Origin of the sequence: Legionella cherrii (assembly GCF_900635815.1) — a bacterium.
GTDB lineage: Bacteria > Pseudomonadota > Gammaproteobacteria > Legionellales > Legionellaceae > Legionella > Legionella cherrii.
In genome coordinates this window covers 521,960-536,056 of record NZ_LR134173.1, presented here as the reverse complement: position 1 = coordinate 536,056, position 14,097 = coordinate 521,960, and the positions used below count along the sequence as shown (strand labels likewise).

Genomic DNA, 14,097 nt, shown 5'->3' with positions numbered 1-14,097 from the left:
TTTTTGTTATCTGAACTGCCGGTAGGGCTTTCTAAAAGTTAAATCTTTTACGACAATAATGTTGAATCGATAACCCGGACGAATGTTTAGAGTCGGTGCTACATTCAGATTTTTTGCCACCAGTTGTGACGTTACTTCGCCTAGCTGTTGACCTAATGCCTGACTTAATACACTGCCCGCTGTAGGGGGGCTAAACCCATACTGATTGGACTGATTACTATTTTGACTGTAACTGATTCCCCCAACGATGCCGGACATCAAAAGGGCTGAACCATAAATTCGTAAATAATGATTATTAGCTTTATCACGAAAGCCTGCGAAACCGGCACTATCAGCTCCTGGCATGGAACCAATATCCAAAGCTTTTCCATCTGGAAAAATAAGACGTTGCCAAGCTACCAGTACCGAATTCTGACCAAAGCTCACCTCACTGGAATAAAGGCCAAAAATCTTTGTACCTTGAGGGATTAAAAGATGTTGACCTGTCGCTGTATCATAAACGTTCTGGGAGACTTGACCGATGATTTGCCCGGGCAGTTCAGAAGAAATACCACTGATCATTACTCCAGGAATGACGCTTCCAGTTCTTAACTCATATCGACTGTTGGGATTTTCAAGTCGTGAATTTAAATGCCAGCGCATTTCATTTTCCTCACCGCCCAAGGTTTGTGGCATCGGTCTGGCATTTGGTTGCCCGTCGAACAGTTGCTCTTTAAAGGAACTGCCGCCATCAACATCCAATGTGCCAACAGAATTGGCTCGGTGTGTCGTTGTATTTTCCCTGGTATTCAGGCGAGGATTATCAACCATAATTGATGTTTTTGCTTTGACTGCTTCTTCAAATGCTTGTGTTTTTTCCTGACGAATTCGTTCCAGCTCTGTGTCCGATACATTTTGACTATCCATGTCTTGTTTTTGAGGGAAGTTTTGATTCACAGGTAACTCTAGTACTGGCTCATGATTGATAATGAGTGTCTCATTGGACGCAGGCAACACACCGGTTTTGTGATTTCCAACGATTTCATTGGCCAGATTCATGTTATTTTTCTTCTGTCCCGTGACCTTTATAATCTCTGGGGTTTGGTTTTGTGCATTGGCTCTCTTATGGGCAACAAAGACGATTAACACGACAAAAAGAGTCAACACGCCAATGGCTATCACTAAAGGGAGGTTATTCACACGCTTGACTCCTGCTGTTTTGAGTTTTTGCGGTGAACTATTCGGTGATAATAAATCGATGTTTGGGTTCATTTTGTTACTCCTTGTGTGACCATGGGCTTGCTGGAGCGATGTGTTCCTTAGTTTTGACATAGACCCTGCTTAATGTGTGCGAGCCGACATACAGACTGACTCGATAAAGAGAGCCTTTTCGAACCTCATCAACCACATAAAACAAATTTGCTTTTTGTCTTGGTTGGACGCTTTCAATCACCCCGTAGCCTTTGTTGCGCAGTTCATGAATCAAATGAATGCCAAAACCATCACTGACTTTTTGACTGATATAAAATGTATTTTGCGCCGGAGGATACACTTCCGTGAGCTGGGTTGCAGCATCTTGAGCCAAATAAATCTCTTTGCTCTGAGAGGCAACGGTAAAATTTCCATATGGCATGTTTGCGCAGCTCGACAAAACAATTACCAACAATAAAACACCTAAATTCTTCATCTCTAGCACCTCGTAATGGTAATTTTTTCTTGAGAAGAGCCACTTCCGATAATCAGTATGGCCTTGTCGAACACACTATCAACAATATATCGGCAGCCTTGCAGGCGATAATTGACCATCACTGATTCTGGTTTTTTAAACAAACCCCCATTTCTTAAGACCAGCAGGGCAGGGGCTTCGCGTTCAGATAAGCTTGTCGGCATTTCAATAATGGTTTTTACGCCATTGTTATACACTCGAACCGGTTTCAATCGGGAATTGCCTTGTATCCTGTAATTGAAATGAAGATCGCCAAGATATTCGTGGGTTTCAGTGAAGGTATTGGCTTTTCGCCGTTCTGCTTGCATGTGCTGAATCAAACGCCATTTTGCTTTTGCATCCTCTGGATAAGTAAAGGAGACATAGGGCATAAAATCGTTTGGGTCGGACTTCAACCTGAAATGATAGGTTCTTCGGTCTGTAGTAACGACTAAAGAAGTATCCAGTCCAACATCTTTGGGTTTGATTAACAGATGGATTTGCTCCTCCATGCCTGAACCGGTAATGGAAGGCTCAACGAGAAAACGTGGATCGCCAACATTCATATCGTTCAGTTGTTCCCCTGGCTGTAACGCAATGTCGCAAACCTGTAATGGCGCACATACCACTCGGGTTTGACCCGAACCATAAACAAAACTGACCGAACCATCTGCGGAATGAAACGGTTTGCTGGTTTTATCCCCTTTCTGCCATTCTTCTGCAATGCTTAAAGCCTGCTTTTCCTGATTCGACAGTAGCGGTATGGTTTTGGAAAAATAGAACTGAGCAAGCTCTGTGTTGTCCACAGCAAAGCTTGTCAAAGGGAGCATCAATCCAAAGGAAAGAATTATTTTTTTCATGCATTTTCTCCATGCTGAAGATCATAAGACCAGTTGAAATCGCGGACATAAATCAGATGCGGGTTTTTTAAAATCGATTCATTGGATACATCATTCAGTTCATTGTCCTGATACATGGTCACCATGGCTTTCATCCGGGTCGGCTTTTCTTTGAGGGTTCCGTCACGGTTTCTTACGGTCTCGACCCAATCAACCTGCCAGGTATCGGCAGACTCTTGCAGGACTGAGCGTATTTCAATGCTGACGACTTCATGAGCCGCACGGTCAAAGGGATTGGAGTGTTGTTTGTCACTGTAAAATGCTTGAACTTTGGTCAATGCCGCATCGTTTTGGTTCAAATAGGAATAAACCTGAAACACCGCCTTTTTTTGCAGCGCGACATCGCTACTGACCATCCGGATGTTTTCAATGAAATGGGCAGCTGCTGCTCGGTAATCATCGATGACTGCCTCACCAACACGGTCTGCACGAGTAACTGACAACGTATTGCCGCTGGCATCCTGCTGAAATACCAGGGGGATAAATTTAGACTGACTTCCAATCGTGATGAGTCCGCCAAGAGCAGTCAACGTGATTAAAAGACTAGCTAGACTGACCAGTTGCCATATCTGTAATGATTTCATAAGACCTGCAGTATGAAAATTCCAGGCTCTTTTGGCATTGAGATAAGGATTGTCCATTAAGTCCCTTTTTTTCTTTTTAATACTTAGCTTTTGTTTTAATTGGTTCATGCTGCTTCTCCAAATTGATTCATCGTGATTCCTTTGTCCAAAAGCCAATATGAAACCCAATCAGCACCATGTTGCGCCTCAAGCTGTTTCATGCGTTCGATGGAGTCAGGATCGGTAGCACCCACAAAGGCCAACGCCATTGGACCTAAAGCCAATTGGTAAAGACGCTGTCCCATGCTACTTACGTAGTAGTAATCACGCTTGGGTTGAGCTGATGCAATGATGTCAATCTGGCGAGGATTTAATCCCATGCGTTCGTAGATTAGGCGGGTTTCGGGGTCTTTCGCATACAGATTAGGTAAGAAAATTTTTGTGGCGGTTGATTCAACAATAATATCTAAAATGCCCGAATTCGCGGCATGCGATAAATGTTGGGTTGCCATAAATACCACACAGTTTTTCTTGGCCATGGAGTCAAGCCATTCAGCAATTTTGTTTTTAAACACAGGGTGTGCCAACATCAACCATGCTTCATCGAGTAAAATCAGGGTTGGCTTGCCATCTAATGATGTTTCAATGCGTCGGAACAGATACAGCAATACCGGCAATGCGAACTTCTGACCGAGCCCCATAAGATGCTCAATTTCAAAGGTCATAAATGAGGACAGTCCTAGACCATCGGTTTCGGCATCCAATAAATGGCCCATCAACCCATCAATCGTGTACTGCTTTAGGGTTTCACGAATGGGTTCATCTTGAATGGTCATAACCAATTCAGATAAGGTTTTAGAACCACTTTGATGCATGCTCATAATGGCATGGCCAATTTCATTGCGTTGGGCTGGAGTGGTATGTACTCCGTTTAAGGCAAGAATCGTATCAATCCACTCCATAGCCCAGGCTCTATCCGCTTTAGTTGCTAAAAATTGTAAGGGCGCAAATGAGAGATGCGATTTTTTATCCGCAATGGTGTAATGCTCGCCACCACTGGCCTTACACGTAGGATACATGGACATCCCTTTATCAAATGAGTAAATGCGTGCATCCTTGTAACGACGCCAGGAGAGTGCAATTAAGCCAAGGTGAGTTGATTTACCAGAACGAGTGGGTCCAAACATAATACCGTGGCCTAAGTCTCTTACATGAAGATTTAAGCGAAAGGGTGTGTTCCCCGTGGTAACACAATGCATTAATGGAGGGGATAATGGCGGAAACAGTGGACAAGGTGATTTGTTTTCACCGGTCCAAATGCTTGATGTCGGTATCAAATCAGCCAAATTCATGGTGTTGATTAAAGGTCGTCTTATATTTTCAACGCCATGGCCTGGAAGGCTTCCTATAAAGGCATCCATGGTATTAATGGTTTCTGTTCTTGCTGTAAATCCCAGGGCATTGATGTTCTTTTCAATCAAAAGTGCTGCTTTTTCAACTAAGTCACGGTCTTCATCCATCAAAATGACAACGGAGGTGTAATACCCTTGACCGACCATGCCTGAATTGGTTTCAGCAATGGCTGATTGTGCGTCATTCACCATATTGAGCGCGTCTTCATCAATCACACCTGAATTGGTGTTAAAAACCTGGTCGAAAAATCCCCTGACTTTTTGTTTCCACTTTTTACGGTATTTGGTGAAATGTGCTACCGCTTCATGTGAGTCCATAAAAATAAATCGAGAACTCCAACGATACTCAACCGGCAATTGAGTTAGGGCGGTTAAAATGCCAGGGTAGGACTCCATTGGAAACCCTTCAATCGCCACACACTGAATGAATTTCCGGCCAATTTTAGGGGTAATACCTGGTATTAATTCCTGACCACCAATTAACGCATCCAGGTAAATCGGATTTTTAGGGAGCGTGATTGGATGGTTAAGTCCTGTGACACAATAGTGCAGGTGTCTTAAGAAGTTATCCTGAGTTACTGTATTGTGGTACTCATCAACATGTTGGTTCGCATTGAGTCGCTCAAGTCGAAGTGCGCAGCTCAGTCGCGATTCAAAGCTTCTGCAGGCTTGTTTGAATTCTTCGATTAGTTGATGCGTCTTGGCCTTGTGGCTGAGATTCAATCCTTCGTCATCAAACATCAATGCCACAAAACGCTTTTGGGCAATCACTGGCGGATACCAGGTCAAGGTCATCACAAAATACCCTTCATATAGGGTTTCCATGCTTTCAAAAAGTCTCCTTCGTTCCTCATCAACTGCTAAAGAAATTGAGTCTGGGAAATGAGAATGACCTCGCTCACTATAACCTGGAGCCGCACGTCTCATCGCATCTATATGAACCATCCAGCCATTGCCCATAGCAGCCAATGCCTGATTGATTCGAAACGAGACCATCTCACGAGCCTCATCCGTGGTATTGGCATTGTCTTCCCCCATGTAAAGCCATGCCGCCATAAAAGAGCCATTTTTGCCGACAATCACCCCATCATCGACCACTGAGGCATAATTGAGTAAATCAGCAGTGCCTGCTGAATTATGGCGATGCTTTTTTAAATGATATTTACGACGGCTTTTCAGACGAATTTCCCAAAAGAGGCAGCTTAAAAGTAAAAGCCCGGTGGTGCTGATTAAAAAGGTGATTAAGGCCATCATTGATACCCTCTTTTATTTATTTTGAAAGGAGTCGAACGGGCGGAATAGTAGGCTTGGTAACGTCTTTGTCTTAAATAGATAGCCCTCATATAAGGGTCGGATTTGGCCATGAGACGAAGCCCTTTCAAGGATAAAAACCACATGACACAACCTGCAAAGGCTGCCAGCCAGTCTTGAGCGGCAAAGATTAGGATGGCCGATAACAGCCCTGAGAACATGACCAGCTCACGGTCTCCGCCCATAAAGAGACTTGCGCGGTTTCCGCATCGACGTATGGGGATAGTACGAAGACTCATGGCTGAGTCTCCGCTGCTTTGACCCCAACAGAGGGCTTAGAAATTTCAGCACCTTTGCCAGTAATGGCCGTCATCGTATTTTGAGCCGCTACCAGAAAGGAGAGCACCAATACAAAAAAGACTAGGGATCGCATAAATCCATTTAATTCACCGCCAAAAATAAGTGTTGCACCTGCTGCAACCAATCCGATAATGGCAGCACTAAAGGCAAAAGGGCCTGTAATGGATTTTTGAATTTTAGTCAGCCATGAGTCGAAGGGAAGTCCTCCACCTGCAGAGGAAGCAGCGGCTGGATGAGTGATTAACAGCAAAAATAAAACGATTAATCCCATTATCCAGTAATTCTTTTGACTAAACAGATTTGTTTGATTCATTCTTTTCTCCTTAAACGAGTTTTTCGATGAGGTAATGTCCGTTTTCATAACCATGAACATTGATGATTTCTTGAATTTTTCTTCCTTGCGGCGTTCTTGTGATGTGGACAACACAATGGACCGCTTCGCCAATTAAAGGTTCGATTTCAGAAGGGGAGGCCGGATTTCTGGTGATGAGTGATTTCAACCGCTGAAGTCCGGAAAGCGCGTTATTGGCATGCAACGTGGCTGTTCCTCCCTCATGTCCCGTATTCCAGGCATCCAGCAAGTCCAGTGCTTCACTGCCGCGAACTTCACCAACACTGATTCGATCTGGGCGCATTCTGAGGGTGGTTTTTAAAAGCTGAGTCATACTGACATCAATCGTGGTATGGTATTGAACACAATTTTTAGCCGTACATTGGATTTCTCCTGTATCTTCAATGATAAAAATACGTTCTTCAGGCGCATGAATCACCATTTCATTGATGATGGCGTTCACCAATGTCGTTTTACCAGAACCTGTGCCACCTATGACTAAAATGTTGCGGCGTAAGAAGACTGCTTTTTCAAGGACCGCACACTGTGCCTCGGTCATAATTCCTGACTGAACATAGTCATTGAGTGTAAAAACCGATAACGCTTTTTTACGAATGGCGAAGGTTGGACTTGAAACAACTGGCGGCAGTTGTCCTGCAAAACGTGAGCCATCCAGAGGCAGCTCTCCCTCCAACAAAGGCTTCATGCGAGTCACTTCTTTTCCATGAAAACCGGCAACAGTTTTGATGATGGATTCGGCACGTGCTGCATTGATATTCCCTATGCAACGCATGGTTTCACCAAGCCGTTCCTGCCAAAGCTTCCCATCGGCATTGAGCATGATTTCTACGGTTTTCGGATCGTTTAATGCGTGTTCAATCAAACCACCTAAATCACGCTTTAGCTTTTCACGGGCACGGTCTTTAACCGTTAGTCCTTGTTCAACCAGATCTATCATTGAGTAACCTCATGTTATTGTTGATGGTTCTATGCTGGACTCATCTCGTGTTTAAATTTATTGATTAAGCGATCTACAACGCTTTCTTGATTAGGCACAGGTTCGCGATACCATTCATCCTTTTGACGATCTCGGTTGATTTTGCGTTGAATTTCTTCTCGATGAATTGGGAGGGATTTGGGGGCATCAAAAGCAAGGCAAATTTCTCCATGCTGGTATCCAAGCACCGTGCAGTAAATATCTTCACCGATAACCACGGATTCCCCGACTTTTCTTGTTAAAAGTAACATAGTGCTTCTCCTCTTTTTATTTAAGTAAGTAGGCCTTGCATTGCCTGATATTCTCTTCAACCACAGCTTGGCTTGCTGGTTGATGTGGTTCACCTGAGACATAAAAAGTATTCCGCTTTTTGATGTCACGACAAAAACTCATCATCTGCGGTAGACCCGGCGGCATGTCACAATGATCCCGACACGCTAGAATGGCCTGATTCAAAATTTCATCGCTAAATTGTCCCAACCCTTCCGACCACTCTTTTTTAGCAAACTCCAAAAATCCATCACTCTTAAACTGACTGCGCCACAAATGCCCGTAAAAAACAGCAAAGCGGGTAAACAAGCTATCAATCCGCTTGTCGGTAACGTTGCAAGCTGACGACATTGGTTTGCTGGTATTCATCCTCTCCGGTGTTTGCTGAGTCTTCTGTGTCTTCGTTCCAGAAGGGATCATGGGCTGTTCCAGTACTTGCGTGATGCTTCTCATTCCTTTTCTCCTGCTTTAATTCGATTTTGACTTCATCTTCCCAACACTTCTGCGACAGCCAGTTAGCTGGAAACTTCCAGGCTGGGACCCATTCGCCATGCGCTTCTCTTGCATGACGGTCTTTAATTTGGCTATCGAGTGCTTGTAACATGATTTGCAGTAAATGCTCATCGGGATTGATTTGTTGAAAAATTTCAAAAGTACGCTCACGTGACTTTTTCTCGGGGTACATATTCCAGAAATGGTCGAAGCGTTGTAATAAATAAATATAATTATTTTCTTTTATAAGAGGTTTGACGGCTTTTGGAGGTTCTACTGTGATGGGTTTTTCTGAATAACCTTCGTAAAATCCTTTATTTTCAATGTGTTGGTCGGAACAAAATGTGACGGCTTTCTGTGACTGGTTTGTGACTACTTTATTTTGGGTAAAATAACCCAAAGTTGCTAAATTGCATTTTAAAATCAGCTGTAATTCCACTGATTGCAAACTGATTAAACCAACACGTTCTAAAGCAGACAAAGCACGTCGAACTTGGGCACGAGAATATTTTTCGCTTTTTACACCTTGGTGCGGCTGAATATAAATTTGTTCAGCAATCGACTGGAAACTAATTCGCCGTTTAACGCCAACAAGTCCTGTTTTAACGTCCATATACGGTCGTATCCCTCTTAAATAAGCGAGTTGTTGCGCATGAGGCAAACCATAAATTGCCTCAAGTTCCTCGCTGTTAACCATAAAATCCATGATTGATACACATTCCTAGTTGTACATCTCGTTATTGTTTTTATTCTGTGTTATCTTTATTTGAAAGATAACGACTGTTTAATTGCACAAATGGTGCAATTAAACATGACAATATTGCACATTAAGTGATTTGTCAATGGATTTATTAGCTATTTGATAAAAGGTATAACTCAATGATGAACATCAAAGAAAAAATTGGTGAGCGAATTTTTCAAGAGCGACAAGCTAAAGGGCTGACCAGAAAAGCACTTGCAGAGCTTACAGACGATTTAAAACCCTCTCGTATTAATAATTGGGAAAGGGGAATAAGAACTCCTGGTCCTGAGGAAATTAAGCAGTTAGCAGAGGCGTTAGATGTTGCACCTGGGTATTTGATGTGTTTGACCGATGATAAACAAATTAAGCAGGAATTCCCTTGGCTGGGTGCATTAATTCCTCTCTTGAATGCCCAACAGGCTTGTGACCCAAAAACATATATTCAATCGCTCAAGGAAAACAGAGAAAGTAGTTCTGTTTCTTTTATTCCACTTAGTCCTGAATTATCAAAACAACTCGGGAAAAGTGCTTTTGCATTGCGTATTCAAGATGACAGCATGGCACCGGAGTTAAAAATTGGTGATATTTTAATTGTGGATCCCGATCAAAGTATTCGGCCTGGCGGGGTAGTTGTTGCTTGCAAACAGGGAAATAGCGAAGTTATAGTGCGTCGTTATAAACAATTATCAGCAACCCACCCAACTCAAGAATATGAATTGATGGCAGTAAATGAAAATTGGGCTAATATTCTTGTAACTCAATCCTATGAACACAAAATTATTGGGATAGTTTCAGTGTTTATCAGAGCAATATAAGAGTGTTGTTTTGGCTCAGATGAATCAGTCAATATGTGTCATCATATTTTTTAAAAATTACTTCTTTGCGAATGGATATGAGCATTAAAGAAAAAATTGGCAACCAAATTAAAAATGAATGCTCGCCAAAGAATTAACTCGAAAAGCGCTTGCAGAGCTTACCAAGAACTTAAAAGTCTCTCGAATTAACAATTATGAACGTGGAGAGCGCACCCCAGGCCCAGATGAAATAAAACAACTGGCTCATGCCCTTGAGGTAGCACCCGCTTTTTTTAATGTGTTTTGTCTGATGACAAGTAAGGGAAACTAAAACAAGCCCCAGGGTTAGGCGCGTTGATACCCATTCTGGATTTCAAACAAGTCTGTAATCCTGCACCAATCATTCATAAAATTAAAAATGAAAGTTATAGCCAACCCATAATAAAATGATTATTGGCAATGTTTCTGAAACAGCTCATCAATAGTACAGTTAGTTTTTCTTCGAATAGATTTAGCTTGTGCCCATTTATGCTCTATCGGATTAAGATCGGGAGAATAGGGAGGTAGATATTCTAAAGCAACTCCGGCCCGGAATAATTGGTCTTGCATTAGCTTATCTTTATGAAAAGCGGCATTATCCATAACTACAACAGAATTGGCAGGTACAAGCGTGTCGCTACCTCGTTATAAATTCTGGGACATCCCAGTCCCCAGAATTCACTCGCCAACGCGACAAGTATGCCTCCGGCGGCCCTGGCCGTCCTGGTCCCCCTTGATTTTGTTCCCCCTGCGGGGCTCAAAATCTGCGCTCCCCAATGACTGACGCCTTCTCGTATGGCCTTATATTTTGCCTGCGGCAAAACATCCGGCCCTAAGGCTACCAGGGACTACAGGCCTCGGTCTTCGACCTTCCTTGGCCTGCAGTGATTGGGGTATTAACTCCTGCTCTATCCAACTATTGAAAGTAGCTGTGTTAATAGTTCCCTCAAAGAGACTGACTGTAATCAATCTATTATCAAGCAATGCACCAATAACATTGATTCGTCCTTGCTCTCCCCATGCACGTTGCCCATAACATCGAGCGCCCTTAAGAGAATAACCATGAGTACGGGGCATAGAATGAGCAAAACCACTCTCATCTAAATAGACTATTGAGCGATTTTGCTTTCGATAAATAGTTATCTTTTCTTGAAATAAAGTACGTTTTGCATCGTCTGATTTAGGGTGATTCCATGTTTTTTTTATAGCTTACTTTTAAGCGCAACAGAGCCAAACCAATCCCTGATTTACTGACTCCGAACCGTTGAGCTCTTTCGTATTGAAAACTATCGGGAAAATTGACTACATCTGCTTGTAGCAAATCCATATCAATCTTTGTCGCAGGTTTATTCCGCTTTCTTTTGGGTTCGAGCGCTACAAGCCAACGCATCACACTTGCTTTGCCAACTCCAAATCGTTTAGCAACCTCTTTGATACTTAGAGCTTCTTCAGACCTTATCTGTAATACTTTTTTACGGAAATCTAATGAGTACGTCATAAATAGCTGATTATAATCATTTTATTATGGGTTGGCTATAGGTTATGCAATTAATCTGAAAGATGTTCCTGAAGCAATCATCAGCTATGTTTCCAAAGAATTAGAAGGTTCTGCTAATCCTCTTCTTACTGGTTATGCACCGAGCTCCAAAAAAAGACATCGAAAAATTATTTTGCATTTTCTTAACATCTCAAATGATGGGCATAAACAACGTGATTGTATGAAGCAAAGTGCATTAAAGTCTGCGGCTTTCAAAGAAGGATTGGCTGATATTATTAATGATATGATTGAAACGCTCATTAAGGAACGATTCGAGTTGCCCGGTTTTACTACATTAGCACGAGTGGCTAGAGCTGCCAGGGCACTTACCAGTACTAAATTGTATGAGCGCATTACCGCTAAGCTTAGTGATGAGTCAAAAATCTTTCCCGATACATTATTTGATACAGCACTTGCGCCAGATAATGCCACAACTCGATGGGCTTATTTAAAGCAGGAAATGAAAGCTCCTACTACTCAGAATGTCAAATTCCAAATATGACCTGGATGAATTTAATTGGTGGGGTGAAAGCAAAATAAAACCTACAACCAGAGGGCTCGTTGCTATTAAATATTCTAAAGTATAATTCTTAAAGTCTTAAGTCGGTTGGCCGTTCCGTTACTCCCCATGGGCCCCTTAGAGGAAGCAGGATGCTCAAAACTTATCGCATAGTTAAATTGTAACAATTTAGCCTAAGATGCTTTAAACCCATCACTTCATTCGGTATATATTCCGCATTTGTTCGCAAGCATTTAAGGAGACATTTGTTGGGTATTTTTAGGCATGGGATTACTTCCTGATGATTGATTAAACTCTGCCGCTGTATCTTTTATCTTATCAATAGTATGCATGTCTTTATCACTAATATTTTTGACAACAACAATACTGATTCGACGATTTTGGGGATCAAAAGGATCTTTCTTATTTAGTAAGACCGTAGAAGCATATCCAGAAACTTGGATTACCTTATCTAGGTTTAGACCAAATTTGATCAGAGCTCGTCGCGCAGCATTGGCTCTTTGCGTGGAAAGCTCCCAGTTGGTGTATTCTAATTCATCAGGATTGTGATAGGGATGAGCATCTGTATATCCCTCAATGATTATTTTATTGGGAACTTGATTCAGTAATTTCGAAAGTTTTACAAAAATAGGTTCAATAGCAGCGTTTAATTTTTCAGAACCCACTTCAAACATGGGTTGTTTTTGATCATCAATTAATTGTATACGGAGACCATTGTTTTCTATTTCCATGAGTAATTGATTTTTTAATCCTGTAAGTGCCGGGTCACTTTCGATGCTTAAGTTAATTTGAGATTTAAGCTGTTCAAGCTTTTTTTGTTCTTGCTCAGCCGGTTCAGGTGTTTTTTTAATGATTGTTTTTGTTGCTATTTGGCTGGTTGTTGAAACTTGGCCATTAGTATCTTTAATATCTTTTCCTCCTCCTTTAGAGGTGGGCTCACGATTACCAACACTTTTGCCACCAAAAAGACTTACTTTCAACGGTTGTTTGAAGTAATCTGAAATTCCCTCTTTCTGGGCTTTATTTAAAGAGGCAACTAGCCACATTAGCAAAAAAAATGCCATCATGGCTGTAACAAAATCAGCATAAGCAATTTTCCAAGCGCCACCGTGATGGCCGCTGTGCTTTTTTATAACTTTCCGAATAATTTGCTCAGATGTTTCTTTTTTCTCACTCATGGTTTACTTTAACCTACTGATGGTTCTGCGTTCGTAGACGGGGCATTGGCTGAAGCCTTATTGTTTTCTATCTCATCATTTAGCTGACTGAATGTAGGTCTTTGCTGAGAAAACAGAACTTTTCTACCAAATTCCACAGCGACTATTGGTGGATTATTGTTAACGCTTGCCAGAATAGTTGCCTTAATACACTGAAGCATTAATTGTGTTTGATTTGCTTGATTCTCTATCACATTAGCTAGCGGTCCAATAAATCCATACCCCAATAAGATGCCTAGAAAAGTTCCTACAAGCGCATGAGCGATTAATACCCCTAATTCTGATGGTGGAAGGCTAATTGACTCCATAGTATGGACTACTCCAAGGACCGCAGCTACGATACCGAAAGCAGGCATTCCATCGGCTAGTTTAGTTAAGGCGTGTGCAGGAATCAATTGCTCCTCATGATGCGACTCAATTTCCATATCCATTAGTGTCTCAAGTTGAGAAGGTGGTAGGTTAGAGGTAATAATCAGACGAAAATAATCACAAATAAATTCAATTAAATGATGGTTTTTAGCTATTGATGGATAATTATTGAAGACTGGGCTGGCTTCTGGCTGGTCAATGTCTTTTTCTAGAGACATTAACCCTTCTTGACGCGCTTTATTTAGAAGGTTGAATAACAAACCCAATAATTCTGTGTGTACTTTTTTAGAGGACTTATCATTGCTAAAAAGTTTTGGCAAGCTACTTAATATTGCTTTTAATGTATTGATACTATTGCCAACAATTAATGAGCCAAGCGCTGCCCCCGCAATAATAAGTAACTCAACGGGCTGAAATATGGCTGCAAGATGTCCTCCTGCTAGGGCAAATCCACCAAAAACACAAAGTAATATAAAAATATAACCAATCACAATTAACATTTTTTATCTATTCCCTAATCTGCACATCCCAAATGTAAGGAGTGCATTATACTGAATTTTATAGAAAATTTAATACCATTTTCTTTAGTATAATTGACATGTATTTAAAATTTATGCTCT

18 protein-coding genes and 1 pseudogene are annotated in these 14,097 nt (G+C 41.7%); 3 read left to right on the top strand and 16 right to left on the bottom strand.

Annotated elements, in window-relative coordinates:
- Positions 1–6 precede the first annotated feature (6 nt).
- The 11 genes from EL022_RS02290 to EL022_RS02240 are packed head-to-tail and all read right to left on the bottom strand — an operon-like array spanning position 7 to position 8,965.
- A complete protein-coding gene (locus EL022_RS02290; RefSeq protein WP_028381615.1) occupies positions 7–1,251 on the bottom strand; it encodes a TrbI/VirB10 family protein in 1,245 nt (414 codons plus the stop codon).
- Positions 1,252–1,255: 4 nt separating this feature from the next.
- A complete protein-coding gene (locus EL022_RS02285) occupies positions 1,256–1,666 on the bottom strand; it encodes a conjugal transfer protein TrbH (protein WP_028381616.1) in 411 nt (136 codons plus the stop codon).
- A gap of 2 nt (positions 1,667–1,668) precedes the next feature.
- The gene (trbG, locus tag EL022_RS02280) at positions 1,669–2,544 is read right to left on the bottom strand and encodes a P-type conjugative transfer protein TrbG (RefSeq protein WP_028381617.1); all 876 of its coding nucleotides are present in this window, start codon (positions 2,542–2,544) and stop codon (positions 1,669–1,671) included.
- On the bottom strand, positions 2,541–3,275 hold the full coding sequence (locus EL022_RS02275) for a conjugal transfer protein TrbF (protein ID WP_028381618.1): 735 nt from the start codon (positions 3,273–3,275) through the stop codon (positions 2,541–2,543). Before EL022_RS02275 ends, trbG begins: the two co-directional genes overlap by 4 nt.
- Positions 3,272–5,812: a VirB4 family type IV secretion/conjugal transfer ATPase gene (locus EL022_RS02270; RefSeq protein ID WP_028381619.1), complete on the bottom strand. Its 2,541-nt coding sequence runs from the start codon at positions 5,810–5,812 to the stop codon at positions 3,272–3,274. Before EL022_RS02270 ends, EL022_RS02275 begins: the two co-directional genes overlap by 4 nt.
- The gene (locus EL022_RS02265) at positions 5,809–6,108 is read right to left on the bottom strand and encodes a conjugal transfer protein TrbD (RefSeq protein WP_028381620.1); all 300 of its coding nucleotides are present in this window, start codon (positions 6,106–6,108) and stop codon (positions 5,809–5,811) included. Before EL022_RS02265 ends, EL022_RS02270 begins: the two co-directional genes overlap by 4 nt.
- Positions 6,105–6,482 (bottom strand): TrbC/VirB2 family protein, encoded by a 378-nt coding sequence (locus EL022_RS02260; RefSeq protein WP_028381621.1) that lies wholly within the window; start codon positions 6,480–6,482, stop codon positions 6,105–6,107. Before EL022_RS02260 ends, EL022_RS02265 begins: the two co-directional genes overlap by 4 nt.
- Before the next feature lie 10 nt (positions 6,483–6,492).
- Positions 6,493–7,458 carry a P-type conjugative transfer ATPase TrbB gene (trbB, locus tag EL022_RS02255; RefSeq protein WP_028381622.1) on the bottom strand — a complete coding sequence of 322 codons (966 nt, stop codon included), beginning with the start codon at positions 7,456–7,458 and terminating at the stop codon, positions 6,493–6,495.
- A 29-nt stretch (positions 7,459–7,487) separates the two neighbouring features.
- Positions 7,488–7,748, bottom strand: a complete 261-nt coding sequence (locus tag EL022_RS02250; protein ID WP_028381623.1) for a carbon storage regulator — start codon at positions 7,746–7,748, stop codon at positions 7,488–7,490.
- Positions 7,749–7,764: 16 nt separating this feature from the next.
- Positions 7,765–8,076: a hypothetical protein gene (locus EL022_RS02245; RefSeq protein WP_028381624.1), complete on the bottom strand. Its 312-nt coding sequence runs from the start codon at positions 8,074–8,076 to the stop codon at positions 7,765–7,767.
- Between the two features lie 4 nt (positions 8,077–8,080).
- The gene (locus EL022_RS02240; protein WP_028381625.1) at positions 8,081–8,965 is read right to left on the bottom strand and encodes a hypothetical protein; all 885 of its coding nucleotides are present in this window, start codon (positions 8,963–8,965) and stop codon (positions 8,081–8,083) included.
- A 173-nt stretch (positions 8,966–9,138) separates the two neighbouring features.
- On the opposite strand from EL022_RS02240, the gene EL022_RS02235 reads away from it, so the two are divergent.
- Both EL022_RS02235 and EL022_RS16655 read left to right on the top strand, forming a co-directional pair.
- The gene (locus EL022_RS02235; RefSeq protein ID WP_035901068.1) at positions 9,139–9,816 is read left to right on the top strand and encodes a S24 family peptidase; all 678 of its coding nucleotides are present in this window, start codon (positions 9,139–9,141) and stop codon (positions 9,814–9,816) included.
- A 118-nt stretch (positions 9,817–9,934) separates the two neighbouring features.
- Positions 9,935–10,126, top strand: coding sequence for a helix-turn-helix domain-containing protein (locus EL022_RS16655; RefSeq protein WP_028381627.1), 192 nt, complete (start codon positions 9,935–9,937; stop codon positions 10,124–10,126).
- A gap of 119 nt (positions 10,127–10,245) precedes the next feature.
- Here the strand turns inward: EL022_RS16655 and EL022_RS02225 are convergent.
- The 3 genes and pseudogenes from EL022_RS02225 to EL022_RS02215 form a co-directional block, all read right to left on the bottom strand.
- Positions 10,246–10,440 (bottom strand): annotated as a pseudogene (locus tag EL022_RS02225) (transposase); the annotation flags it as partial.
- A 195-nt stretch (positions 10,441–10,635) separates the two neighbouring features.
- Entirely contained in the window at positions 10,636–10,947 is a 312-nt protein-coding gene (locus EL022_RS02220) for a transposase (protein ID WP_278043704.1), read from the bottom strand.
- Between the two features lie 67 nt (positions 10,948–11,014).
- Positions 11,015–11,332, bottom strand: a complete 318-nt coding sequence (locus EL022_RS02215; RefSeq protein WP_028381628.1) for an IS630 transposase-related protein — start codon at positions 11,330–11,332, stop codon at positions 11,015–11,017.
- A gap of 31 nt (positions 11,333–11,363) precedes the next feature.
- Here EL022_RS02215 and EL022_RS02210 point away from each other — a divergent pair, with 31 nt between their 5' ends.
- Positions 11,364–11,873, top strand: a complete 510-nt coding sequence (locus tag EL022_RS02210; protein ID WP_028381629.1) for a DUF4158 domain-containing protein — start codon at positions 11,364–11,366, stop codon at positions 11,871–11,873.
- A 251-nt stretch (positions 11,874–12,124) separates the two neighbouring features.
- Here EL022_RS02210 and motB read toward each other — a convergent pair whose 3' ends face one another.
- Positions 12,125–13,069: a flagellar motor protein MotB gene (gene motB, locus EL022_RS02205; RefSeq protein WP_028381630.1), complete on the bottom strand. Its 945-nt coding sequence runs from the start codon at positions 13,067–13,069 to the stop codon at positions 12,125–12,127.
- Positions 13,070–13,077: 8 nt separating this feature from the next.
- On the bottom strand, positions 13,078–13,977 hold the full coding sequence (motA, locus tag EL022_RS02200; RefSeq protein WP_028381631.1) for a flagellar motor stator protein MotA: 900 nt from the start codon (positions 13,975–13,977) through the stop codon (positions 13,078–13,080).
- Between the last annotated feature and the right edge of the window lie 120 nt (positions 13,978–14,097).

Excerpts from the sequence above, each read along its gene's own strand:
- EL022_RS16655 (WP_028381627.1), top strand. The coding sequence starts at position 9,935 with ATGCTCGCCAAAGAATTAACTCGAAAAGCGCTTGCAGAGCTTACCAAG.
- trbB (WP_028381622.1), bottom strand. The coding sequence starts at position 7,458 with ATGATAGATCTGGTTGAACAAGGACTAACGGTTAAAGACCGTGCCCGT.
- EL022_RS02290 (WP_028381615.1), bottom strand. The coding sequence starts at position 1,251 with ATGAACCCAAACATCGATTTATTATCACCGAATAGTTCACCGCAAAAA.
- EL022_RS02215 (WP_028381628.1), bottom strand. The coding sequence starts at position 11,332 with ATGACGTACTCATTAGATTTCCGTAAAAAAGTATTACAGATAAGGTCT.
- EL022_RS02235 (WP_035901068.1), top strand. The coding sequence starts at position 9,139 with ATGATGAACATCAAAGAAAAAATTGGTGAGCGAATTTTTCAAGAGCGA.
- EL022_RS02275 (WP_028381618.1), bottom strand. The coding sequence starts at position 3,275 with ATGAACCAATTAAAACAAAAGCTAAGTATTAAAAAGAAAAAAAGGGAC.
- EL022_RS02250 (WP_028381623.1), bottom strand. The coding sequence starts at position 7,748 with ATGTTACTTTTAACAAGAAAAGTCGGGGAATCCGTGGTTATCGGTGAA.
- trbG (WP_028381617.1), bottom strand. The coding sequence starts at position 2,544 with ATGAAAAAAATAATTCTTTCCTTTGGATTGATGCTCCCTTTGACAAGC.
- EL022_RS02265 (WP_028381620.1), bottom strand. The coding sequence starts at position 6,108 with ATGAGTCTTCGTACTATCCCCATACGTCGATGCGGAAACCGCGCAAGT.
- EL022_RS02285 (WP_028381616.1), bottom strand. The coding sequence starts at position 1,666 with ATGAAGAATTTAGGTGTTTTATTGTTGGTAATTGTTTTGTCGAGCTGC.
- EL022_RS02240 (WP_028381625.1), bottom strand. The coding sequence starts at position 8,965 with ATGGATTTTATGGTTAACAGCGAGGAACTTGAGGCAATTTATGGTTTG.
- EL022_RS02270 (WP_028381619.1), bottom strand. The coding sequence starts at position 5,812 with ATGATGGCCTTAATCACCTTTTTAATCAGCACCACCGGGCTTTTACTT.
- motB (WP_028381630.1), bottom strand. The coding sequence starts at position 13,069 with ATGAGTGAGAAAAAAGAAACATCTGAGCAAATTATTCGGAAAGTTATA.
- motA (WP_028381631.1), bottom strand. The coding sequence starts at position 13,977 with ATGTTAATTGTGATTGGTTATATTTTTATATTACTTTGTGTTTTTGGT.
- EL022_RS02260 (WP_028381621.1), bottom strand. The coding sequence starts at position 6,482 with ATGAATCAAACAAATCTGTTTAGTCAAAAGAATTACTGGATAATGGGA.